A 21,274-nucleotide genomic window follows, 5' to 3' on the forward strand; every position below is an offset into this window, starting at 1 on the left:
CCAGTCTTGTTGGATCAGACGAATGGCCAGATCACCAGGGTCGCGAGGAAGCCCAGGGTGCCGAGGATAGTAACCAGCACGGTCCAGGTACGCAGGCCGTCGGCGACATTAAGGCCCGCCAGTTTGGTGAACATCCAGTAACCGGCATCGTTGATGTGCGACATTGCCAGACCGCCACCGCCCATGGCCAGACACAGCAGTGCCAGGTGGTTAGGTGTCAGGTTCAGGGTTGCGATCAGCGGGCTGAGAATACCGGCAGTGGTCACCAGTGCAACGGTGGTAGAACCTTGTACGGCACGCAGCAGCAGGGTCAGCAGGAAGCCCAGTGCCAGAACCGGCAGGCCGGTGGTGCGAAGTGCTTCAGAGACGACAGCGCCGATACCGGTATCAACCAGCACTTTACCGAACACGCCACCTGCACCAGCGATCAGGATAACCATGGCCACACCCGGCAGTGCCGAGCCGATCACGTCAGACACCTGAGTGCGGCTCCAGCCACGGCGAGTACCCAGCAACCAGGCACACAGCAGAGTGTCGATCAGCAGCGCAACCAGCGGCGCGCCCAATACAGTCAGCACACTGCGCAGCGTCGAGTCGACCGGCAGCATGGTGGTGGCCAACGTACCGAGCAGAATCAGTACGATCGGCAGCAGGATCAGGCCGATGATCAAGCCGAAGCCAGGCGCCGGAGCGGGCGGCAGCGATGCGGCAAGACTGCTGGCGCTTTCTTCCAGACCCGGCTTGCTCGAATGCGCCGCTTCGCTGCTGGTGTTGGAGTAGTCGCCGTTATGCCAGGCTTGCAGGTCGGTGTTGGTCATATGCGGGCCGTAGACTTCGGCACGGATATCGTCAGTCATCGGGTAGAACTTGCGTGTCATGCGCCCCGCGATGAAGTAACCGACCAGGCTCAGGACCGCAACCATCGGAATACCAAACATCAGTACGCGACCCAGGTCGGCACCCAACTGACCGGCAGCGGCCACAGCGCCCGGATGCGGCGGCAGGAAGGCATGCACCGCCAGCAATGCCGCACACATCGGCAAGGCGAACAGCAGCAGTGGTTTACGTGCTGCACGGGCTACGCCGTAGGCCAGCGGCATGAGGATGATCACGCCCACTTCGAAGAACACCGGAATACCGACGATGAAACCGGCAACGGTCAGCGCCAGCGGAGTACGCCGGTTGCCGAAGCGTTTGATCAGGGTTTTTGCCAATGCCTCGGCACCACCGGACAGCTCGATGATGCGTCCGATCATCGCGCCCAAGGCAATGATGATCGCAATGTGACCGAGGGTTTTGCCCATGCCGCCTTCAATGGTGGCAACCAGATCAGCCGGCTTCACACCTGCGACCAGCGCAACAATGATGCTCACCAGCATCAACGCCACGAACGGCTGGAATTTGTACTTGAGGACCAGGAACAGCAGCAGCGCGATGCCCGCGCCAGCGATCAACATCAGCATTAGTGGCGTCATACTTTAAAGTCCCATTGTTATTGTTTTCCGGCTGGGCCGGGTCTTGTCGGGGGCCGCTGAACGGCCCTCAATCAAATGCCTTGAACTACCACTTGGCCCCAAAAACCTCACGCAACTCTTCCAGAGCAGCCGGGTCGAGTGGCGCGGGTTTCGGGTTGCTCATCAACCAGAGTCGAGCGGTCTCTTCCAGTTCTTCGAGGGCGTAGGCGGCCTTGGCAACCGAGCTTTCCCACATAACCGGTCCGAGCCGTTCGAGCATCACGCCGCGCACACTGTTGGCCAGTTGTGCGACGCGCTGGGCGACTTTCGGCGAGCCGGGACGCTCATAACCAATGAGTGGAATCTGCCCGACTTTCATCACCTGATAAGGCGTCAGTGGCGGCAGGATGTTGTCCTCCTGCCAGACGCCCGCCAGGGTCAACGCAACCAGATGCGTGGAGTGGGTATGCACCACGCCGCCCACACCCGGATTGCGGTCGTAGACCTCGCGATGCAGCGCGAGGGTCTTCGAAGGTTTGCTGCCCGACACCCATTCACCGGCCAGATTGACCTTGGCGATTTCGGTCGGATCAAGGCGACCCAGGCACGCGTCAGTTGGCGTAATCAGCCAGCCGTCATCGAGCCGCGCGCTGATGTTTCCGGCGCTGCCGACGGTGTAGCCACGGCCATACAACAGTCTGCCGATGTCGCAGATTTCTTCGCGAAGCGTGTTCTCCGTACGTTGGTTTTCCGCACTCATACAGATTCCCCCGCCAACTGCTTGAGGGCCTTGCTGAAGAAGTCGCGGCCACCGAAGTTGCCGGATTTCAACGCCAGGGCCAGCGGTTGGCTGCCGCTGCTGACAGTTGCCGGAACACCCGGATCAATCTGCGCGCCGATTTTGAGCAGTTGCACACCCAATGCCTGAACTACAGCGCCCGAAGTTTCACCGCCCGCCACGACGAAGCGGCGCACGCCTGCATGCAGCAGTCCTTTGGCGATCTGTCCCAGGGCGTCCTCAACCAGCGCACCCGCACGTTCAACGCCCAGTTGTTGCTGAACGGCTTTGACTTCGTTTGGCGAACTGGTGGCGTAGATCAATACCGTTTCACCGGCTTTGCGAGCGAACTCCAGCGCCTGTTCAACCACCGGACGGCCAGCGGCCAGTTCCAATGGGTTGATACGCAGGGCAGGGCGATTGGCTTCAAGCCAGGCCGCGACCTGACCATTGGTGGCGACCGACGCGCTACCTGCCAGCACCACTTCACCCCCCTCAACCGGCTCCAGTCTGGCGGCGTCGATGTCGCGCAATTTGCCAGCCTTGCGGAAGTTGCCCGGCAAGCCCAGGGCCAGACCCGAACCGCCAGTGAGCAAGGGCAGGTCGGCGCAGGCTTCGCCCAAGGTATAAAGATCGGCATCGGACAGCGCATCGGCAATCGCCATGCTCACACCGTCGGCGCGCAACTCGGCAATCTTGCTGCGCACGCCTTCAACGCCTTTGGCGATGCTGTCGTAGCGCAGCAGGCCGACTTTCTGTTGGGTTTGCGATTGCAGCACACGTACCAGATTGGCGTCGGTCATCGGCGTCAGCGGGTGATGCTGCATGCCGGATTCGCTGAGCAGCTGGTCCTGAACGAACAGGTGGCCACGGAAGATTGTGCGGCCGTTTTCCGGGAACGCCGGGCACGCCAGGGTGAAGTCGCCGCCGAGCTTTTTCAGCAATGCTTCGCTGACCTGGCCGATGTTGCCCGCAGCCGTGGAGTCGAACGTCGAGCAGTACTTGAAGAAGATCTGCTCGCAGCCACGCTCGCGCAGCCATTCCAGCGCAGCGAGGGATTCCTCGACGGCTTCGGCGGCAGGCGTGGTGCGGGATTTCAAGGCAATGACGATGGCGTCAGCGTCCAGATCGGCCGCCATTTCAGCGGTCGGAATACCGATGCTTTGCACGGTACGCATGCCGCCGCGCACCAGCATGTTGGCCAGGTCAGTGGCGCCGGTGAAATCGTCGGCGATGCAGCCCAGCAACGGGCGCACAGGAGAATTACTCATCGGTTGCCCCTTAAGCTTGTTCTGGCTTGGCTTTCGGCAATTCGATGCCCGGGAAAATCTTGATCACGGCGGAGTCATCTTCACGACCGTAACCGGCGCTGGAAGCCTGCATGAACATCTGGTGTGCAGTGGCTGACAGCGGCAGCGGGAATTTGCTGGTGCGAGCGGTATCCAGTACCAAGCCCAGATCCTTGACGAAGATATCCACAGCCGAGAGCGGCGTGTAATCGGCCTTGAGGATGTGCGGCACGCGGTTCTCGAACATCCACGAGTTACCGGCACTGTTCGTGATCACTTCGTAAAGTGCGTCGGCGTCGACGCCTTCACGCAGCCCCAGCGCCATGGCTTCGGCACTGGCGGCGATGTGAACACCGGCCAGCAACTGGTTGATGATTTTGACTTTCGAGCCAAGGCCGTGAACGTCGCCAAGGCGATAAACCTTGCCTGCCATGCCGTCGAGAATCGCTTGAGCCTTGGCGTAGGATTCAGCCGGGCCGGAGGTCATCATGGTCATCTGACCGGCAGCTGCTTTAGCTGCGCCGCCAGAGATCGGCGCATCAAGGTACAGCAGGCCTTTGTCGACCAGACGTTGGCCGAGCTCGACTGCGAAGGTCGGCGCGACGGTGGCGCAACCGATGACCAGGCTGCCAGGGCGCAGTGCTGCGATGGCGCCGTTCTCACCAAACAATACGGTTTCGGTCTGCTCAGCGTTGACAACGACGGTGATGATCACATCACACGCGGCTGCCATGGCAGCAGGGGATGCACAGGCAACGCCGCCTTCGGTGGCGAACTGCTCGGTTACTGCGCTGCGGACATCACACGCATGCACATTGAAACCACTGCGCAGCAACGAGCGGGCAATGCCCAAACCCATCGCACCCAAGCCAATAACGCCGACGTTCTTGTTAGTCATGCTGTCTTCCTCGGATGGTTGCCGATGCTCGTCACTGCCAGCAATCGGTCGAATTGTTCTGATCTGTGAATCCGATAGTGAATCAGTGAGCGAATAATGTGAAGTATTATTTATTGTTCACATGGATTCACATTCTTGTGTGGTGCGCGACCACCCGTAGGACCGGCTTTAGCCGGGAGGGCATTATTTCTGACGACGGATATGCAGCGACTGTACTGGCCCCCTCCCGGCTGAAGCCGGTCCTACGGGAGGGGGTGGAGCTACTTGCTGCTTTTGATCTGAACGAGCCGGCCATCAATGAACCGCAGGTTGCGGTACATGCCGTTCTCTGGCCCATAGACCCAGGTTTCGACTGTGACAGCGCCGTGTTTCAGCTGGCCATTGGCAGCCAGTGCAGGTGGGGTGATCTGGCGCTCGGCAGGCGGGCCGCATTTGCGCAGCACTTCCACAGCCAGGTCGCCTTCATCGATCAGGGCGCTGTTGCAGCGCATCGATGCGTGGGCGCTTCCACTCAGCAAGGCCAGGGCGACCAGTAATGAGCGGATACCCATGATTCAGCGCTGCCCGGCCGCTGGCGCCAAGAGCAATTCGACTCGATGCTTGCGAATGCCATCAGCCGCCGCTTCAGCCAGCGCCGCATCACTGATGATGATGTCGAACTGTTCCAGCGCTGCAATCTTGTACATGCCGAAGGTGCCGTACTTGGAACTGGTCGCCACCAGCACGGTTTGCGAGGCCGACTGCATGGCGGCTTGCTTGACCTCGACCTTCAACGCTGAAGGTGTTGTCGTGCCACGCTGCAAATCCCAGGAGCTGGTGGACATGAACGCAATGTCAGTCGCGAGTTGGCGCAACGTCGCGGCAGCAAGACCGCCGACACACGAACGGTTCGGATGATCGAGCAAGCCGCCCGTGTGGATAACATCCACATGAGTGGCATCAGCCAGCGCGTTGACGATCCCGAAGTCGTTGGTGACCACGGTCATGCCTGATAGCGCCGCAATGTGCGGGACAATTTCCAGGGTGCTGGTTCCCGCATCCAGGTAAATCGTCATGTCGTCGTGTAGCAAACCGGCAGCCAGTCGGGCCATGCCTTGCTTTTGCGGCAGTTCGACCACGGCTTTGGATTGATGGCTGGGTTCGCTGTGCAACTGGCTGGCGATACGTACGCCACCGGTGACCGAATAGGCTCGGCCTTCCTGTTCCAGAAGGGCAATATCGCGGCGGATGGTCATGTGCGAGCAATCGAACATTTCCACCAGTTGGTGCACGCTGAGCACCTGATGTTTGCGCAACTGACGCAGCATCAACTCCCGACGCTGATCGGGAATCATCGGTGTGCCGCCAACGACGGCGATCTCCTCTTTGCTGGACATGCGTGCTCCTGAGCTTCGGTATAACCGCCAGTACGGGCTGGCGGTCGTGGCATCTTAGCCAATCGAGTCACGCATGACAGCAGGTAAGCGCTACAGGCTGCACTTTTGCTCGAGACTGGCTCTGGTCAGCCGATGCTCTATCCGTAGGCTTGACCAGTCTTCACAGACGTTTTTTATAAACTCTGGGGTCGATACCCCACTTGTGCAATCGCGAGGCGAGGGTTGAAGGTTTAAGTCCCAGTAGTTGCGCCGCGCCGCCTTCTCCCGACACCTTGCCCGCCGTGCGCTTGAGCATCGCGATGACATTGGCCTTGAGTTGCAGTTGCAGGTACTCATCGCGCAACGGTTCAACCGCATCGGATGGATCGGTGTTCTCGGGCATGGGCGTTTGGGGAAGCAAATCGTCGAAGCGTAAAACGCCGTCCTGGCTGACGATCATCTGGCGCTCAATGACGTTCTCCAGCTCCCTGATATTTCCGGGCCACGAATAACGCTTCAGTACCTGCAACTGTGCAATGGGCAGTCTTACCCCCGGCTTGTTGAACGACTGGCGTGCCCTGTGCAGGAAGTGGCTGGCGAGCAAAGGGATATCCGCCACACGCTCGCGCAGCGGCACCGACCTGATCGGAAATACGTTCAAGCGAAAGTACAGGTCTTCCCGGAAAGCGCCCACTTTGACCATTTCGTGCAGATCACGATTGGTCGCTGCAATAACCCGCACGTTCACCACGCGAGTCACGTTGTCGCCCACGCGCTCGAATTGCTGATCCTGCAAAACCCGCAAAAGTTTGCTCTGTAGCTCCAGCGGAATTTCCCCGACTTCATCGAGAAACAGTGTGCCGCCGTCGGCGAGTTCAAAGCGTCCGATGCGATGACTGACCGCTCCAGTGAACGCCCCTTTTACATGGCCAAAAAACTCGCTTTCAAACAGGTCACGTGGAATCGCCGCGCAATTCACCCTGATCAACGGGCGATCGCTGCGCAGACTGCTGGCGTGAATGGCGCGTGCGATGAGCTCTTTGCCGGTACCTGATTCTCCGCTGATCAGCACGTTGGCGTCAGTAGGGGCGACCAGCTCCAACTGGCGTATCAGGTGCAAAACGACAGGGCTTTCGCCGACGATATTGTGATGATTGCGCTCCGCTTTTATCTCTTCCTGAAGGTATTGGTTTTCAAGCTCCAGACGCTGTTTGAGTTGTTCTACCTCGTTGAGCGCCTCAAGCAATCTTCGCTCTGCCTGCTGACGCTCTCGAATGTCACGAAACAGGACTACAGCGCCCACCAGTCTTCCCATCTCGAAAATCGGCGTGCTGGTGTATTCGACGGCAATGGCTTCGCCGTTCTTGTGCCAGAACACTTCGTCATCGACGTGATGGACATGACCGTCACTGAACGAGGCATGGATAGGGCATTGCTGAACGGGATAGCGGCTGCCGTCGCCATGGGTGTGATGGAACAGCTGATGCGCGTCACGACCAATCATGTCACTGGAATTCCAGCCAAGAATGCGCTCGGCGGCCGGGTTCATAAAGGTTGTCTCGCCTTTGGTGTCTAGGCCATAAATCCCCTCGCCGACAGCGCCCAGAATCAACCTGTTCTGGCGTTCAATGCGCTCGAAAACCTGAGAAATCCGCTCCCAGCCAACGTGCCCAAGTCGATGCTGGCGGCGGGCTTCAGAGCGATTGCGGCGCTTTTCCAGAATATCGCGTGCCTGAAGCAACAGCAGGATGCCCCTGCCATCGGGCAATACGCTGGAGCTGACCTCCACTGCATGCTGACTTCGCGAGATATCCAGCAGGCTGAGGTCGTCCGACCACGCCGAGCCTTGGGTCAGCGTCTCGTCGGTAAAAGTGACCCAGTGCGGTAATCCATCCCCCAGAAAGTGACTGAAGCGAATATCGCCAAGATCACTTTCAGCGCATCCCAGCAACGTCAGCGCGGCTCGATTTGCCTGGATCAGCCGGTCCGCTGGCGGATCAATGATCAGCATGGGGTGAGGTGCGTGTTCGAACGCCTCGTCTGCAAAGTTCTGCGGCATTTCGTTGCCCTCGTCGAGCACGTATCAGCGGATCTGCGTGGTTACTAAGTACGAGATATCGTAAAAATTTTCACTAAAAATCGCGATTTACGATATTTCACGAAACTGAATTGAGCGCAAATTTTTGAAATTTCTATATTTTTCATATGGATAGGTAGATTTCTGCGAGTGGCATGGATTTCGCTCTTGTCTCTTCAATCACGGCGCGCGTGGTACGTCGGATCAAAATCTTCAGAGGAAGCAGAGCGATGAATAAAACAGAGATGCACCACCTGTTGATGGCTGCCAAAGCTTGCAAAGGCATGAGCTGGGATGAGCTGGGGGAGGCAGTTGGTAAAGGTTCGGTATGGGTGGCGTCTGCTTGTTATGGCATGAACAGCGCTACACCTGAAGTCGCTGCACGCATTTGCGAAGTGTTGGGAGTAGATGAGGAAGTGGCCAGCGCACTGACGGTATTCCCTAAAAAGACTTGGGATCAGACTATCCCGCAAGACCCAATGATCTACCGGCTCTATGAAATCGTCGGCGTTTATGGCGACACCCTCAAGGACGTGATTCAAGAGAAGTTCGGCGACGGGATCATGTCTGCCATCGACTTTTCAATGCATGTCGACAAAGTCGAAGACCCCAAGGGCGATCGGGTGCGTGTGACCCTCAACGGAAAATTCCTGCCTTACCGCGCTTGGTAACGGCGACAACCTCCACTGATCCCACGCGGACTGCGAAGTACGCAAAAAGGAAAGCGCCAATGTCTTATTTGCTCCCCTCCGAATTCGTCACAAAGATGATTGATGCCGGTGAATCCAAGGTTCACATGGCAACGCGTGACACGCTGATCCGCGCGTTTATGGCGGGCGCAATACTGGCATTGGCGGCCGTATTTGCAGTGACGATCGCGGTACAGACCGGCTCGCCGTTGTTGGGCGCGGTGCTATTCCCGGTGGGTTTCTCGATGCTTTATCTGATGGGCTTCGACTTGCTCACCGGTGTCTTCGTGCTGACGCCACTGGCACTGCTCGACAAGCGTCCGGGGGTCACCATCAACGGCATCCTGCGTAACTGGGGACTGGTGTTTGTTGGTAACTTCGCAGGCGCGCTGACTGTCGCGTTCATCATGGCTTTCGTCTTCACGTATGGCTTCAATGCAGACCCTGGCGCTGTTGGTCACAAAATCGCCAGCATTGGCGAGTCCCGCACGCTCGGTTATGCCGAGTACGGCACAGCGGGCTGGGTGACGATCTTTTTGCGTGGAGTGCTTTGCAACTGGATGGTCTCGATGGGCGTGGTAGGTGCCATGATTTCCACGTCCGTGAGCGGCAAAGTAATCGCTATGTGGATGCCAATCATGTTGTTCTTTTTCATGGGCTTTGAGCATTCGGTGGTGAACATGTTTCTGTTCCCATCGGCCATGATCATGGGCGGCGGATTCTCGGTCATGGACTACCTGGTCTGGAATGAAATCCCGACGGTGCTCGGTAATCTGGCGGGTGGCTTGGCGTTTACCGGGCTTACGCTTTACTGCACTCACGCCAGGACCGCCCCCAAGCGCACGTTTTCCTGACGTCGCGTTTCTCAAGCTGCATGACCACTCAGCGGGAGCCGAGTGGTCATGCGCTGGCGGCTTAGTGCCCTTCGTTTTGCTCTGGTGGCGGCTGTGTTTCACCACGAGTAACCGCTTTGACCAGCTTGCCAATGCTCAACCCCTGCAACAGGATCGACGACAGCACCACGATGTAAGTGATGCTCAGCAGCAAGTCGCGCTCCGGCCCCAGTGGCAAGGCCAGCGCCAATGCCACGGAAACACCACCCCGCAAACCACCCCATGTCAGGATGCGGATCGTGCCTTTGGGTACGGTTCGCCAGTGGCGCAGTAGCAGAATGGCCGGTGCCACGGTCACAAAGCGCGACAGCAGAATTGCCACCGCCAGCAAGCCTGCTGCCAGCATGTGCGACCAGGAGAATGGCAACAGCAGAAGCTCCATGCCGATCAGGGCGAAGAGCAGGGCGTTGAGCATGTCATCGAGCAATTCCCAGAAACCGTCCATGTAGCGACGAGTCATGTCGTTCATCGCCAGATTACGGCCAAGGTTGCCGATGATCAGACCCGCGACAACCATCGCAATCGGGCCTGATACGTGCAGCTCGGAGGCCATGGCCGAACCGCCAATCACCAGTGCCAACGTCAGCATCACTTCAATCTGATACTGCTCGATGCTCTTGATCATCAGGTACACGGCGTAGCCGATCAGCCCGCCGAACAGCACGCCACCGATAGCCTCGTGGACGAACAGCATGGCGGTTTCGCCGACGCTGGGGGTTTCACCCAGTTGCGCAATACCCAGCAACACGGTGAACACCACAACTGCCGTGCCGTCATTGAACAGCGACTCGCCAACAATCGTGGTTTTCAACGGCTTGGACGCATTGGCGGTCCGCAACACGCCGAGTACCGCAATCGGATCGGTCGGGGAAATCAGTGCGCCGAACAGCAGGCAGTACAGGAAACTGACGTGCCAGCCGAACCAGCCAAAGATCCAGTAGGCCAGGGTGCCGATCACGGTGGTGGCAATCAACACACCGAAGGTTGCCAGCAAGCCTATGGGCCAGCGGTAACTTTTCAGGTCGGAGAGGTTGACGTGCAATGCGCCCGCAAACAGCAGGAACGACAGCATCCAGTTCATCAGCAAATCGCCGAAATCGATCTGACCGATCAACTGTTGGACGCGCTCTTCGAGACCGGGAAAGCCGATGAAACTCAGGCCTTGCAGGATCAGCGAAAACATCAGCGCAGTGACCATGACGCCGATGGTGGGCGGCAGGCCGATGAAACGAAAGTTCACATACGTGAGCAGCGAGGTGAGGCAGATAAAAGCAGCAACGAGTTCAAGCATCGGTCTTCCTGTTATTGCAATTCAAAGCGTGCCCAGAAGTGATTTGGACTTGAAGCGGGCAGGGGTTTGATGGGCCGCTGGCGTGTGCGGACACATATTTTTCCATATCCATGGGAAGTGGCATTGACCACAGCAGGCCGACAGCGTTGCAAATGAGTGCCTGATAGTGGCGCATCGGCTATCATCGCGGCTCGTTAATGGGAATCATCCGCAAATACGGCGCTGTATTTTGCTTTTGTAGGAGCTGCCGAAGGCTGCGATAGCGGCATGTCAGATTTATCCCTATCGCAGCCTTCGGCAGCTTCTACAAGAGGCAGGTACCCCAGCAGTATCAGGAACGAAATGAGCTCTGACCCAACCGCCAATCCCTCGCCACCACGCATCCTCGTGGTCGACGACCACCGCAAAATCCGCGATCCACTGGCGGTGTATCTGCGTCGCCATGCGTTTGACGTGCGCACTGCTGAAGATGCGGCCGGTATGTGGCAGTTGCTCAAGCAGCAGTCCTTTGATGTGGTGGTGCTGGACGTGATGCTGCCGGATGGCGACGGCTTTGAGCTGTGCGGGATGTTGCATCGGCGGGCCAACATTCCGGTGATTTTGCTGACCGCTCGCGACGCCTCGGCTGATCGGGTGAAAGGGCTGGACCTGGGCGCGGATGATTACGTGACCAAACCCTTCGAACCGCGTGAGCTGGTTGCCCGAATCAACAGCGTATTGCGTCGGCGCGGTACGCCAGTAAGCGTTGATCAGGCATTGAGTGCCTCATCGACACAGCGTTATGAATTCGCCGGTCTGAGTTTCACCACGTCCACTGAACAACTGCTGCGCGCTGACGGCAGCCAGGTCCAGCTCAGCACTGCCGAAAGCAGACTGTTGACTGTATTCCTGAAGCATCCCAATCAGACGCTCGATCGCCAGCGTCTGCTGGATCTGACGGCGCGCCCCGGCAGTGATGTTTATGATCGCGCCATCGACCGCCAGATCAGTCGTTTGCGTCGCAAGCTGGTGGACGATCCATTGCAACCGCAATTGCTGCGTACCGTCTGGGGCGGCGGTTACGTGTTGGTGGCGGATGTCCGCGTGCAACAACAGTGAAGTGGCTAAGCCGTTGTTGGCCCAGACGTATGACCCATCAATTAGGTCTGCTGCTGTTGCTGGCGCTGTTGGCATCCAATGGCATTGCCATGTTGTTTTTACAACGTACGGGCGCGCTGATTCACCCACTGTCCCGCACCCTAACCCTTGAGCGATTGACCACGGCGTACCACGTCGCCCATGAGCTGTCGGCGGCTGATGCGTCCCGGGTGTTGGCGACCATGGAAACGCAAGATGCTCGCTTCTGGATCGCTCGAGAGCCCGACGTCAGTCCTTTTGATATGCATAAAGAAGAGCGGCGTCTGGCGCAGGAGCTGCGCTCACGTCTGGAACTGACGCCGGACATGGCGGTGAATATCCAGCTCGAACGAGTCACCGGTGGCCCGGCTCGGGAAGCGGTGTTTTTCCGGGCAGGTTGGGCTCCGCTGCGTTTACGCACCAGCATCGTATTGCCCGATGGGCAGACGCTCAATTCTTTGCAGCATCCGGCGGGGGCCTATGAGTGGAGCCGGTTGCTCGCCTACACCTTGCCGGTGACTACCATCCCGGTCCTGCTGATCGTGATTTTCTTCATGCGCCGGATCGTACAGCCGGTCAAGACCCTGGCCGAGGCGACCGAGCGAGTCAGCCGAGGCGAATGGATTGCGCCGCTGCCGCTGTCTGGCCCACAGGAAGCTCGGGATCTGACCACAGCGTTCAACGTGATGCAGGAGCGCATTGCGCGCCATGTTGAAGGTCGAACCAGAATGCTGGCGGCTGTAAGCCATGACCTGAACACGCCGATCACTGAGCTGCGTCTGCAAGTTGAGTTGATCGAAGACGGTCCGTTACGCGATGACATGCTGGAAAGCCTCGATGAACTGCGTGCCATGGTGCGCGAGACGCTGGATTTCGTACGGGGTGATGCGGTTCAGGAAGCGACGGTAACGGTGTCGCTGAACGAGATGCTTGATGATCTGACACGACGTTATCGGACGATGGAACAGCCGGTGACGTGGCAGGGTAGCGAGCAGATCAGTTGCCGCTGCCGACCGTTGGCGCTGAAGCGGGCGTTGACCAACCTTATCGATAACGCGTTGCGCCATGCCGGTGATGCGCAGATCAGCGTGAGCCGTGAGGGCGTCGGCATGATTCGTCTGGAGATTCTCGATCACGGACCGGGGATTGAACCGGGGTGGCTGACGCAGGTGTTCGAGCCGTTCGTGCAACTAGGCCGCGGCGGGGCGGGTATCAGTCAGGGCGGCGGGCTAGGCCTGGGGTTGGCCATCGCTCGGGCCTGTATTCAGGCACATGGCGGGGAACTGGTATTGGAAAACCGCCCACCTGCCGGGTTGTGCGCGGTAGTGCGATTGCCTGCTGCGTGTTGAATCGCTTCGCGAACAAGTTCGCTCCTACCGGGTGGCGCGGTGTCAGGCTGTTAGGGTAGGAGGCAACTTGTTGCCGAGAAGGGCCACGCGGTGTATCAGTTGAATCGCCTCGCGAACAAGTTCGCTCCTACCGGGTGGCGCGGTGCCAGGCTGTTAGGGTAGGAGGCAACTTGTTGGCGATAGGGCCACTCGGTGTGTCAGTTGAATCGCCTCGCGAACAAGTTCGTTCCTACCGGGTGGCGCGGCGTCAGGCCGTTAGGGTAGGAGGCAACTTGTTGGCGATAGGGCCACTCGGAGTGTCAGTTGAATCGCTCGCGAACAAGTTCGCTCCTACCGGGTGGCGCGGTGCCAGGCTGTTAGGGTAGGAGGCAACTTGTTGGCGATAGGGCCACTCGGTGTGTCAGTTGAATCGCCTCGCGAACAAGTTCGTTCCTACCGGGTGGCGCGGCGTCAGGCCGTTAGGGTAGGAGGCAACTTGTTGGCGATAGGGCCACTCGGAGTGTCAGTTGAATCGCTCGCGAACAAGTTCGCTCCTACCGGGTGGCGCGGTGCCAGGCTGTTAGGGTAGGAGGCAACTTGTTGGCGATAGGGCCACGCGGTGTATCAGTTGAATCGCCTCGCGAACAAGTTCGCTCCTACCGGTTGGCGTGGTGTCAGGCTGTTCGGGTAGGAGGCAACTTGTTGGCGATAAGGGGCACGCGGTGTGTCAGTTGATCGCCTCGCGAACAAGTTCGCTCCTACCGAAATGTCGTTCTGTCAGGGGCTGATCAGAACCTCACTGTCGTCGACGCCCACAGCGTGCGGCCGTAGTTCACGGTGCCGTAGGTTTCGTCGTCCAGACGCTTGTCGGTCAGGTTGTACAACGCGGCGTTGAACGAGACATTTTTGGTCAGCTCATACGAGCCGCCGAAGTCTGCCGTGGTGTATCCCGGTGAGGATTCAGCGGTGATGGTGTTGCCGTACTCCTCGCCGTAGTAATTCACCGCTGCCCAGAGCTGTGTCTTGTCGGACAGCGTCCAGTCAGTGCGTACGTTGGCTTTATGCTTGGGCGTTAATGCTAGCGGTGCGCCTGCGTTGGCACCGGATTTTTGCTCCGAGTCGGTGTAGGTGTAGTTGGCTTTCAGTGCCAGCGCAGACGTGATGTCCCAGCGTCCGTTCAGCTCCGCTCCCTGAATCACAGCTTTGTCGACGTTGACCCGTTCCATGATGATGTACGGACCGAAGAACTGGTCGGTGGTCACCGTGGACAGCTTGTCCTTGAAGTCGTTGTAGAACACTGTTGCGCCAGCCGACAGGTTATTGCGGTTGGACCATAGTGCCGACAGCTCGTAGTTGGTGCTCGTCTCAGGCTTGAGGTCCGGGTTACCGAGCATCGCGAACGTGTTGCGGCGCAGGACGGCGTAGTCCTCGATCACTGCACGCAATTCCGGAGCCTTGAAGCCGCGAGCCACGCCGCCTTTGATGGTCCAGTCGTCGGTTGCATGCCACACGCCATAAACACGTGGGCTGAAATGCACGCCGTATTGTTCGTGGTGGTCCATACGCAGGCCGGTGGTCAACGCGAAAGTGTCGGTCATCGTCCATTCGTTTTCGGCGAACAGTGCTTTCTGCACCACGGAGTACTCGTAGTTCACACGGTCGCCCAAACCCTGGTTCCAGTCAGTGACCGTGGTTTCGTTCCATTGCAGGCCGGTGGTGGTGATGTTGTGTTCGGTCGGGATCACCAGCTTGGCGTCAAACACCGAGTTCTTCACAGTAGGCTTGCGACCCAGGACGTCGCGCTGTGTTGCGCTGGCTACGCCTTTACGGCTGGATTCTTCCTGGGCGAACGAAACGTCCGACGTGGCCCAATCCCAACGCCCCTGATGAGAGATCGACCAGTGATCACGGTTGTTTTCCTGCTCGCGAGTTGCCCAGTTAGGACTCACGCCGTCGCCGTTTTTAAGGCGGGTGGCACCGGCTTCCAGCAGGATGTCGTGGTCGATGGTGGGTGTGAAAGCCAGGCGTGCGGTCAGGTCCTTATGGTCGGCTTTGCTGAAACCATTGGTTTCCTCCACGTCATCGTCAGCCTGACGGTCCAGATAGCGACCCCAGACTTGCAGCCCCAAGGTGTCCTGAATCAGCGGACCATTGAGGTAGAACTGGGTTTGTCGTGCATTGCCCTGATCGCTGTGCTGGCGTGCCGAATAGTCGTAAGTGACCGAGCCACCCCATTCGGTTGAGACTTTGCGGGTAATGACGTTGATAACGCCGCCGATGGCATCCGAGCCATACAGGGAGGACATCGGGCCGCGCACCACTTCGATCCGCTCGATGGCTTCGGCGGGCGGGATGAAGCTCTGTTCGTAGCCCGAGTTGCCGTTGACCCTGGATTCACGAGCGCTCTGGCGTTTGCCATCGACCAGAATCAAGGTGTAATCAGCCGGCATGCCGCGTATCGAGATGTCGGTTTCGTTGGCGCCACCATTGACGGTCACACCTTCAACGTCGCGCAGGGCGTCCGTCAGATCGCGAAACGAACGCTTGCGCAGTTCATCGCCTGTAATGATTGTCACGGAAGCAGGTGCATCCTCTACGCTCTGCTCATAACCGGCAGCGGTAACGGTCACATCTTCCAGAGTGATCGCCGGGGCGGCGGTGTTTTCTTGAGCCTGAACGCAGGCGCTTTGGGCGATGAGGCACGCCAACGCGAGCTTCGTCATGGCGACAGTGGGTCGCAAACGAAAAACAGAATGCATGGAACTTCCTTACGATGCGTGGTTAAACGTTAATCGTAAGGATTCTCATTGGCGAAGGTTGGACAAGGTGTGACAACCGATCTATTGAGACCGCGTAGACCCCGGTAGGAGTGAACTTGTTCGCGATCTGGCGCGAAGCGGCAGCAATGGCCGCGACTCGGTGCATTTGCTGGAATCGGGTCGTCAGATTTACGACTGCTGCGCAGCCGTTCGCGAACAAGTTCGCTCCTACAGGTCCTATGTTTTTTGCGGTGACAGGTAAGGCAATCTGAATCTGAAACAGGGAGAGCGTTTTGCTGGCTACGGCTTTGGTGTTGATCGCGGCGATACTGCACGCGACGTGGAATACCCTGATCAAATTCAGCGGTGAGCGTTTGTTGGTCATCGCCAGTATGGATTTCGTGGCGTTGCTGTTTGCGGTGCTGGCGGTAGCGTTCGTTGAACCGCCGCCTGCTGCCATCTGGCCATGGATGATCGCCTCGGCGCTGTTCGAGTTGCTGTACCGGTATTTGCTGATTCAAGCCTACAGAGTCGGCGACCTCGGGCTGGTCTATCCGCTGATGCGGGGGCTGTCGCCGTTGGTGGTGCTGGCCCTCACCTTGATATTTGTCGGAGAAGAACTGAGCACCCAGCAAATCCTTGGCATTCTGCTGATCCCTTGCGGCATGATCTGCCTGCTCTGGCAGGGCGGTGGCGGTGATCGACTGCCCTGGTCGCTGCTGCCGGTGGTTGCGTTGATCGGGGTATGCATCGGTTGCTACACCTGGATCGACGGCCAGGCTCTGCAGATGGGCGTGCATCCGCTGGATTATCTGGTCTGGCTGACGCTGATCAGTGCCTGGCCGTTTCCGTTGCTGGCAATCACCTACAAGCGAGCACCGTTCAGCCTGTTCTGGCGTGAGCAGTGGCGGCTGGGATTAAGCGTCGGCTTGTGCGTGCTGCTCAGCTACGCTCTGGTGTTATGGGCTATGCAGTTGGGCTCGGTGGCGGAAGCTGCGGCCTTGCGCGAGGTCAGTGTGATTCTGGTAGTGCTGTTTGGTATGCGCTATCTGAAAGAACCTTTTGGCCGGCCCCGCCTCTTAGCATGTGGACTGGTTCTGCTCGGCATGCTGGTTATGAAAATCAAACTATAAGGATTCTGCTATGACGGTTGCATTCTGGTGCGTATTGGTCGCGATTATTCTGCCGATCGTTTGTGCAGGCATCGCCAAGTTTTCCAGTGGCAAGTTCAATGGCAAGCACAACCACAACCCACGTAATTTCCTGAATAACCTCGAAGGTTTGCCTGCGCGTGCCAATGCGGCGCAGCTCAACAGCTTCGAGATCCTGCCGGGCTTTGCCGCCGCAGTGATCATCGCCCACATTGCGGGTAATGCGCAGTTGGTGACAATCGACGTGGTTGCGGTGCTGTTCATCACCAGTCGACTGCTCTACATCATTTTTTATCTGGCTGACTGGGCTGCACTGCGCTCGATCGCGTGGTTGGTAGGCATTGGCCTGATCATCGGTTTGTTCATCGCTTCAGCAACGCCGCTGCCTGCCTGACTGCGGCAATCCAGCGCTTGGTCTTTAAAGGGCGGCCGAGGATACTGGCCGCCGCATCTACGGACCCTGCTGGATACAACGTTGAAAAGATGGTGTGCTGTGCTGCTCGCCTGCCTGACCTTGAGCGCGTGTGGAGGTGAAGACCCGAGCTCGCCGTTGGCCCAGCGCAAGGCAATCTTCAAGGACATGCTCAAGACCAGCGAAGATATGAGTGGCATGTTGCGGGGGCGGGTGGCGTTCGATGGTCAGCGCTTCAGCGAAGGCGCGATCAAGCTAGACAGCCTGTCTCACCAGCCGTGGAAACACTTCCCGCAACTCAAAGAGACCGATCACACCAGCGCCACGGACGCCGTTTGGCAAAAGCAGACGCGTTTTCAGGAACTGGCGCGTTCGCTGGAGTCAGCGACTGCTGAATTGGTCGTCGCGAGTAAGGAGCGCCCTTTCAAATCCAGCACCCTGACACCGGCCATTAACAAGGTTCAGGCGGTGTGTGAGGCGTGTCATAAAGAGTTTCGTGATCATTGAGAGGTGCGAGCACCTGACGGGACTGCTGAGGCTTGCGCTTTCACTGAATCTACGCAAATGCGTAGGACTGGCTTTAGCCGGGAGGACATAGGGACATCCGCTACACGTCCTTGACCAAGACACCGCCCTCCCGGCTAAAGCCGGTCCTACGAGATCAAAGGCAAACCTGGATTCAATCCTGCGGCTGAAGGTCTTCCAACTCGGTCTGGGCGTCTTGCAGTTCCTTGCGGGATTCGGCCAGTTTGTCTTTGCGCTTGTTGATTTTGTCCGGGTCGCCCTTGCTCATGGCTTTGCTCAGGTCAGACTCGCGCTTTTTGACTTCGCGCTTGGCGTCCAGCACCTTCTGTTCGTGTTCCTTGAGCAGCGAAGCTTCGGTGCAGTTCGCGTTGTTTTCGCTCAGGGCTTTTTCCAGGCCGGCTTGCTGAGGCTTGTCGCCCTCGGTCTTTGCTTCTTCGATCTTTTTGCTGATTTCCTGACTTTTGACCACACATCCGCTGGCTTCCGGTGCTGCTTCAGCCGCCAGAAGCGGGGTGGCGAGCAGGCTGCAGCAGGTCAGCAGAACCAGTGGTGAAAAAACCTTCATATGAACTCCTTTTGAAAACCATAACGTCCGGGCTTGATGATTAAACGCCCGGCACTTTAAAAACCTGAAATACCCTCGGCCCGTAATTGCTCACTCAAGGCTTGAACCTGTGGATGCTGGAAGAAGGCGACCAACTGACTGGCACGACCCGAACCTATGCCCGGCTCCATTTGCCATTGCTGCGCCGTGCGCTTCTCCAACTCACTCCACTGTTCGCCCAGATGAGCATTCCCCGTGGGCGGCAGGCCGATAGCCTTTAGCCACACAATAAACGGCTTGGTACGAGCCTCCTGCAAACTGTCGAGCAGTTTAGCGCTGCTGCGCTCACCGAGCCCGGAAATGTTAGCAAGCTGTTCTTTTTCAAGGGTCAGCCAGTCGAGCAAACCGTTGATTTTCCCGGCGCTGATCAGGTTGTCCCATGTACCGGGACCGACTCCGGTCAGCGCCAGACCTTTCTTGCCGCTGAGCCAGGCAAGCCTTGCGCGAAACTGGCTTTCACAGCCTGGGCCGGGTTGCCAGCAACTGAGGGCGTGAAAGTCTTTGGCCTCGGGAATCTGCAAATCGCTGCGCTCGATACTGCGTGAAACGACGCTGTCCAGTCGCGGAATGGTCAGGCCTGCAAGACTCACCGCAACTTGATCGCCGGGTCTTATATCCAGTGCCTGCCAGCGTTGCAGCGAACCCACACTGATGCGGCTGATCTGCCGGTCATCCAGGCGCACAGGCTCCAACTCCAGCACGGGGGTTATCTTTCCGCTACGGCCGATGTTGAAGTTGACCTTGCGCACTTCCGCCAGCGCTTGAGCAAACGGGTATTTCCAGGCCGCGATCCAATAGGGTGCCTTGGCTTGCCAGCGCTGTACCGCTGGACGCTCCCCCTGACGGATGATGACGCCATCAGTGGCAAACGGCAGCGGGTTGCGATACCAATGCTCGCGCCAGTGATGCGCCTGAGCAAAGCTTTCCAGCGGCTGGCTGTATTGAGCGCTGTCGCCGAAACCCAATGCGTTCAAGCCTGTCATGCGTTCGGTCATGGAGATCGGCCCCGCGGGCCAGTCCCACACGAACAAGCCGATCAGGTCAGCCTCTTCGGTGCGTAATTCGTTACGAGCCAGCATGCCGGCGACTTTGCTGCGCGCGTTCACACTTCCGGCCTGGGCTTGCACATGGTTTTCCAGACGCAGATACAACTCACCTTGCAGCACCAGGGTTTCCTGCCAGGGCAGGTGCGCTGGAATGGCAGCAATGTGTTGCGCATGTCCGGTCCAGTCCTGTCCCGCAACGCCATCGCCGCGACTGATCACATGAACCAGTTCTCCGCGCTCATAGACCAGGGTTACCGCCACCCCATCAATCTTGGGTTGAATCCACAGGTCAGTGCGACCCTTGAGCCAGTCGCGCACTGCGGCTTCATCGCTGAGCTTGTTGACGCCTGTGTGCGGAACAGGATGAGGAACCGTCCCTTTGGCAGTTTTCAGCGGGTTATCGGCTTCGCTGACCGGCTTGGCAAAACATGATCGCCAGAACTCAAGCCGCTGGCGGGATTGGTCATAAATTTCATCGGCAATCAGCGAAACGCCTTGTCTGTGATAGCTGTCATCCCACGCGGCGATTTGTGTTTGCAGGGTGGTGATTGAGTGTCGGGCTTTGGCGGGCGTCCAGTCGGGGCATGAGCTGGCATGGGCCGTAAGGCTGGCGAGCGTGAGGGTGATTGCGGTCAATATGCGCATCGAAGCATCCTTGCTTGAAGAGGTGCAGGTGAGGCTAGCCAGCGCTGGGTGACATGTCTGGTTGCGCTGATTACTGAATTATTCAGCCAGTACAGATGCTGCCTTTTTGATCCGCGACTGTGTCTTTGAAGAGTGAAAAGCTGCCTGCACTATTACGATTCCCTTATCCAAGTGCTGATGGTGATTCATGGATATCTCGATTCTGGCGGTTTTCGTGCCGGCCTGTTTTGCGCTGAACATGGCGCCCGGCCCCAACAACCTGCTTTCGATCAGTAACGCGACTCGTTATGGCTTTGTCCGGGCCTGTATTGGCGGGCTGGGGCGTTTGCTGGCCTTCGCCATCATGATTGCGCTGGCGGCGGTGGGGCTGACTGCGGTGCTGCACACGTCGGAGTGGTTGTTCCATGCGATCAAGATCATCGGTGCGGCGTACCTGTTTTATCTGGCAGTGCAGTTGTGGCGGGCGAGCCCTGAGGAAGAGGGCGGAGTGATCGGTTCGGGCAAGGGCCTGTTCAGTCTGGCGCGACAGGAGTTTCTGGTGGCTATCGGTAATCCGAAGGCGATTCTGTTGTTTACCGCTTTCCTGCCGCAGTTCGTAGATCAGGCTGGGTCCGTGACGGAGCAGTTCGCGGTACTCGGCGTTTTGTTTCTGGTGCTGGAATGCCTCGCGATTGCGATCTATGCCTGGATGGGCCTTCACGCCCGCCGACTGTTTGCGCGGCCCAGTGGCAAGCGATTGTTCAATCGGGTGTGTGCGGGTTTGCTGGCCAGTGCGGCTTCGGTGTTGTTGGTGGCAAGGAAGGCTTAAGGACTGAAACACCGGGTAGATGGCGCACCGAGTTCGTCGTAGGAGCGGCTTTAGCCGCGAGAGGGCAAGTCCATTCAACGCATTTTCCTCGTCAGAAATAACGCCCTCCCGGCTAAAGCCGGTCCTACGGGAGGTACCACCTCCATAACAAAAAAG

The 21,274-nt window shown here is 58.3% G+C and carries 19 protein-coding genes; 8 read left to right on the plus strand and 11 right to left on the minus strand.

What is annotated here, in order from left to right:
- Positions 1–14 precede the first annotated feature (14 nt).
- The 7 genes from AO242_RS04685 to AO242_RS04715 form a co-directional block, all read right to left on the minus strand.
- Positions 15–1,475: a GntT/GntP/DsdX family permease gene (locus tag AO242_RS04685; protein WP_099267869.1), complete on the minus strand. Its 1,461-nt coding sequence runs from the start codon at positions 1,473–1,475 to the stop codon at positions 15–17.
- A gap of 85 nt (positions 1,476–1,560) precedes the next feature.
- The gene (otnC, locus tag AO242_RS04690; RefSeq protein WP_099267870.1) at positions 1,561–2,214 is read right to left on the minus strand and encodes a 3-oxo-tetronate 4-phosphate decarboxylase; all 654 of its coding nucleotides are present in this window, start codon (positions 2,212–2,214) and stop codon (positions 1,561–1,563) included.
- Positions 2,211–3,503, minus strand: coding sequence for a 3-oxo-tetronate kinase (otnK, locus tag AO242_RS04695; RefSeq protein WP_099267871.1), 1,293 nt, complete (start codon positions 3,501–3,503; stop codon positions 2,211–2,213). Before otnK ends, otnC begins: the two co-directional genes overlap by 4 nt.
- A 10-nt stretch (positions 3,504–3,513) precedes the next feature.
- Positions 3,514–4,464, minus strand: coding sequence for an L-threonate dehydrogenase (ltnD, locus tag AO242_RS04700; protein ID WP_257153381.1), 951 nt, complete (start codon positions 4,462–4,464; stop codon positions 3,514–3,516).
- A 215-nt stretch (positions 4,465–4,679) separates the two neighbouring features.
- Positions 4,680–4,970: a DUF2845 domain-containing protein gene (locus AO242_RS04705; RefSeq protein ID WP_099267872.1), complete on the minus strand. Its 291-nt coding sequence runs from the start codon at positions 4,968–4,970 to the stop codon at positions 4,680–4,682.
- Positions 4,971–4,973: 3 nt separating this feature from the next.
- On the minus strand, positions 4,974–5,795 hold the full coding sequence (locus AO242_RS04710; RefSeq protein WP_027902564.1) for a DeoR/GlpR family DNA-binding transcription regulator: 822 nt from the start codon (positions 5,793–5,795) through the stop codon (positions 4,974–4,976).
- Positions 5,796–5,955: 160 nt separating this feature from the next.
- A complete protein-coding gene (locus tag AO242_RS04715; protein WP_373562192.1) occupies positions 5,956–7,785 on the minus strand; it encodes a sigma 54-interacting transcriptional regulator in 1,830 nt (609 codons plus the stop codon).
- Positions 7,786–8,081: 296 nt separating this feature from the next.
- Between AO242_RS04715 and cynS the strand changes: the two genes are divergently transcribed.
- A complete protein-coding gene (gene cynS, locus AO242_RS04720; RefSeq protein ID WP_099267874.1) occupies positions 8,082–8,522 on the plus strand; it encodes a cyanase in 441 nt (146 codons plus the stop codon).
- Positions 8,523–8,581: 59 nt separating this feature from the next.
- Positions 8,582–9,394, plus strand: a complete 813-nt coding sequence (locus AO242_RS04725; RefSeq protein ID WP_099267875.1) for a formate/nitrite transporter family protein — start codon at positions 8,582–8,584, stop codon at positions 9,392–9,394.
- 61 nt (positions 9,395–9,455) lie between these two features.
- Here the strand turns inward: AO242_RS04725 and AO242_RS04730 are convergent, their stop codons facing one another.
- The gene (locus AO242_RS04730) at positions 9,456–10,724 is read right to left on the minus strand and encodes a cation:proton antiporter (protein WP_099267876.1); all 1,269 of its coding nucleotides are present in this window, start codon (positions 10,722–10,724) and stop codon (positions 9,456–9,458) included.
- A 342-nt stretch (positions 10,725–11,066) separates the two neighbouring features.
- On the opposite strand from AO242_RS04730, the gene AO242_RS04735 reads away from it, so the two are divergent.
- Positions 11,067–11,822 carry a response regulator gene (locus AO242_RS04735; RefSeq protein ID WP_099267877.1) on the plus strand — a complete coding sequence of 252 codons (756 nt, stop codon included), beginning with the start codon at positions 11,067–11,069 and terminating at the stop codon, positions 11,820–11,822.
- 29 nt (positions 11,823–11,851) lie between these two features.
- On the plus strand, positions 11,852–13,189 hold the full coding sequence (locus tag AO242_RS04740) for an ATP-binding protein (protein ID WP_099267878.1): 1,338 nt from the start codon (positions 11,852–11,854) through the stop codon (positions 13,187–13,189).
- 767 nt (positions 13,190–13,956) lie between these two features.
- Here the strand turns inward: AO242_RS04740 and AO242_RS04745 are convergent.
- A complete protein-coding gene (locus AO242_RS04745; protein ID WP_099267879.1) occupies positions 13,957–15,927 on the minus strand; it encodes a TonB-dependent receptor domain-containing protein in 1,971 nt (656 codons plus the stop codon).
- A gap of 293 nt (positions 15,928–16,220) precedes the next feature.
- On the opposite strand from AO242_RS04745, the gene AO242_RS04750 reads away from it, so the two are divergent.
- From AO242_RS04750 to AO242_RS04760, 3 genes are all read left to right on the plus strand, one after another.
- Positions 16,221–17,060 (plus strand): EamA family transporter, encoded by an 840-nt coding sequence (locus AO242_RS04750; RefSeq protein ID WP_099267880.1) that lies wholly within the window; start codon positions 16,221–16,223, stop codon positions 17,058–17,060.
- 10 nt (positions 17,061–17,070) lie between these two features.
- Entirely contained in the window at positions 17,071–17,472 is a 402-nt protein-coding gene (locus tag AO242_RS04755; RefSeq protein WP_087265763.1) for an MAPEG family protein, read from the plus strand.
- A 69-nt stretch (positions 17,473–17,541) separates the two neighbouring features.
- Entirely contained in the window at positions 17,542–17,997 is a 456-nt protein-coding gene (locus AO242_RS04760; protein WP_099267881.1) for a c-type cytochrome, read from the plus strand.
- Between the two features lie 172 nt (positions 17,998–18,169).
- Here AO242_RS04760 and AO242_RS04765 read toward each other — a convergent pair whose 3' ends face one another.
- Entirely contained in the window at positions 18,170–18,580 is a 411-nt protein-coding gene (locus AO242_RS04765) for a DUF1090 domain-containing protein (RefSeq protein WP_099267882.1), read from the minus strand.
- A gap of 56 nt (positions 18,581–18,636) precedes the next feature.
- Positions 18,637–20,310 (minus strand): NAD-dependent DNA ligase LigB, encoded by a 1,674-nt coding sequence (gene ligB / locus AO242_RS04770; protein WP_099267883.1) that lies wholly within the window; start codon positions 20,308–20,310, stop codon positions 18,637–18,639.
- Positions 20,311–20,497: 187 nt separating this feature from the next.
- On the opposite strand from ligB, the gene AO242_RS04775 reads away from it, so the two are divergent.
- Positions 20,498–21,118, plus strand: coding sequence for a LysE family translocator (locus AO242_RS04775; protein WP_099267884.1), 621 nt, complete (start codon positions 20,498–20,500; stop codon positions 21,116–21,118).
- Positions 21,119–21,274: the final 156 nt, after the last annotated feature.

Source organism: Pseudomonas sp. ICMP 561, assembly GCF_002699985.1.
Lineage (GTDB): Bacteria > Pseudomonadota > Gammaproteobacteria > Pseudomonadales > Pseudomonadaceae > Aquipseudomonas > Aquipseudomonas quasicaspiana.

Bases quoted from the DNA above. Each gene is read 5' to 3' on its own strand.
- AO242_RS04685 (WP_099267869.1), bottom strand. From the start codon at position 1,475: ATGACGCCACTAATGCTGATGTTGATCGCTGGCGCGGGCATCGCGCTG.
- otnC (WP_099267870.1), bottom strand. From the start codon at position 2,214: ATGAGTGCGGAAAACCAACGTACGGAGAACACGCTTCGCGAAGAAATC.
- otnK (WP_099267871.1), bottom strand. From the start codon at position 3,503: ATGAGTAATTCTCCTGTGCGCCCGTTGCTGGGCTGCATCGCCGACGAT.
- AO242_RS04705 (WP_099267872.1), bottom strand. From the start codon at position 4,970: ATGGGTATCCGCTCATTACTGGTCGCCCTGGCCTTGCTGAGTGGAAGC.
- AO242_RS04710 (WP_027902564.1), bottom strand. From the start codon at position 5,795: ATGTCCAGCAAAGAGGAGATCGCCGTCGTTGGCGGCACACCGATGATT.
- AO242_RS04715 (WP_373562192.1), bottom strand. From the start codon at position 7,785: ATGCTGATCATTGATCCGCCAGCGGACCGGCTGATCCAGGCAAATCGA.
- cynS (WP_099267874.1), top strand. From the start codon at position 8,082: ATGAATAAAACAGAGATGCACCACCTGTTGATGGCTGCCAAAGCTTGC.
- AO242_RS04725 (WP_099267875.1), top strand. From the start codon at position 8,582: ATGTCTTATTTGCTCCCCTCCGAATTCGTCACAAAGATGATTGATGCC.
- AO242_RS04730 (WP_099267876.1), bottom strand. From the start codon at position 10,724: ATGCTTGAACTCGTTGCTGCTTTTATCTGCCTCACCTCGCTGCTCACG.
- AO242_RS04735 (WP_099267877.1), top strand. From the start codon at position 11,067: ATGAGCTCTGACCCAACCGCCAATCCCTCGCCACCACGCATCCTCGTG.
- AO242_RS04740 (WP_099267878.1), top strand. From the start codon at position 11,852: ATGACCCATCAATTAGGTCTGCTGCTGTTGCTGGCGCTGTTGGCATCC.
- AO242_RS04745 (WP_099267879.1), bottom strand. From the start codon at position 15,927: ATGCATTCTGTTTTTCGTTTGCGACCCACTGTCGCCATGACGAAGCTC.
- AO242_RS04755 (WP_087265763.1), top strand. From the start codon at position 17,071: ATGACGGTTGCATTCTGGTGCGTATTGGTCGCGATTATTCTGCCGATC.
- AO242_RS04765 (WP_099267882.1), bottom strand. From the start codon at position 18,580: ATGAAGGTTTTTTCACCACTGGTTCTGCTGACCTGCTGCAGCCTGCTC.
- ligB (WP_099267883.1), bottom strand. From the start codon at position 20,310: ATGCGCATATTGACCGCAATCACCCTCACGCTCGCCAGCCTTACGGCC.
- AO242_RS04775 (WP_099267884.1), top strand. From the start codon at position 20,498: ATGGATATCTCGATTCTGGCGGTTTTCGTGCCGGCCTGTTTTGCGCTG.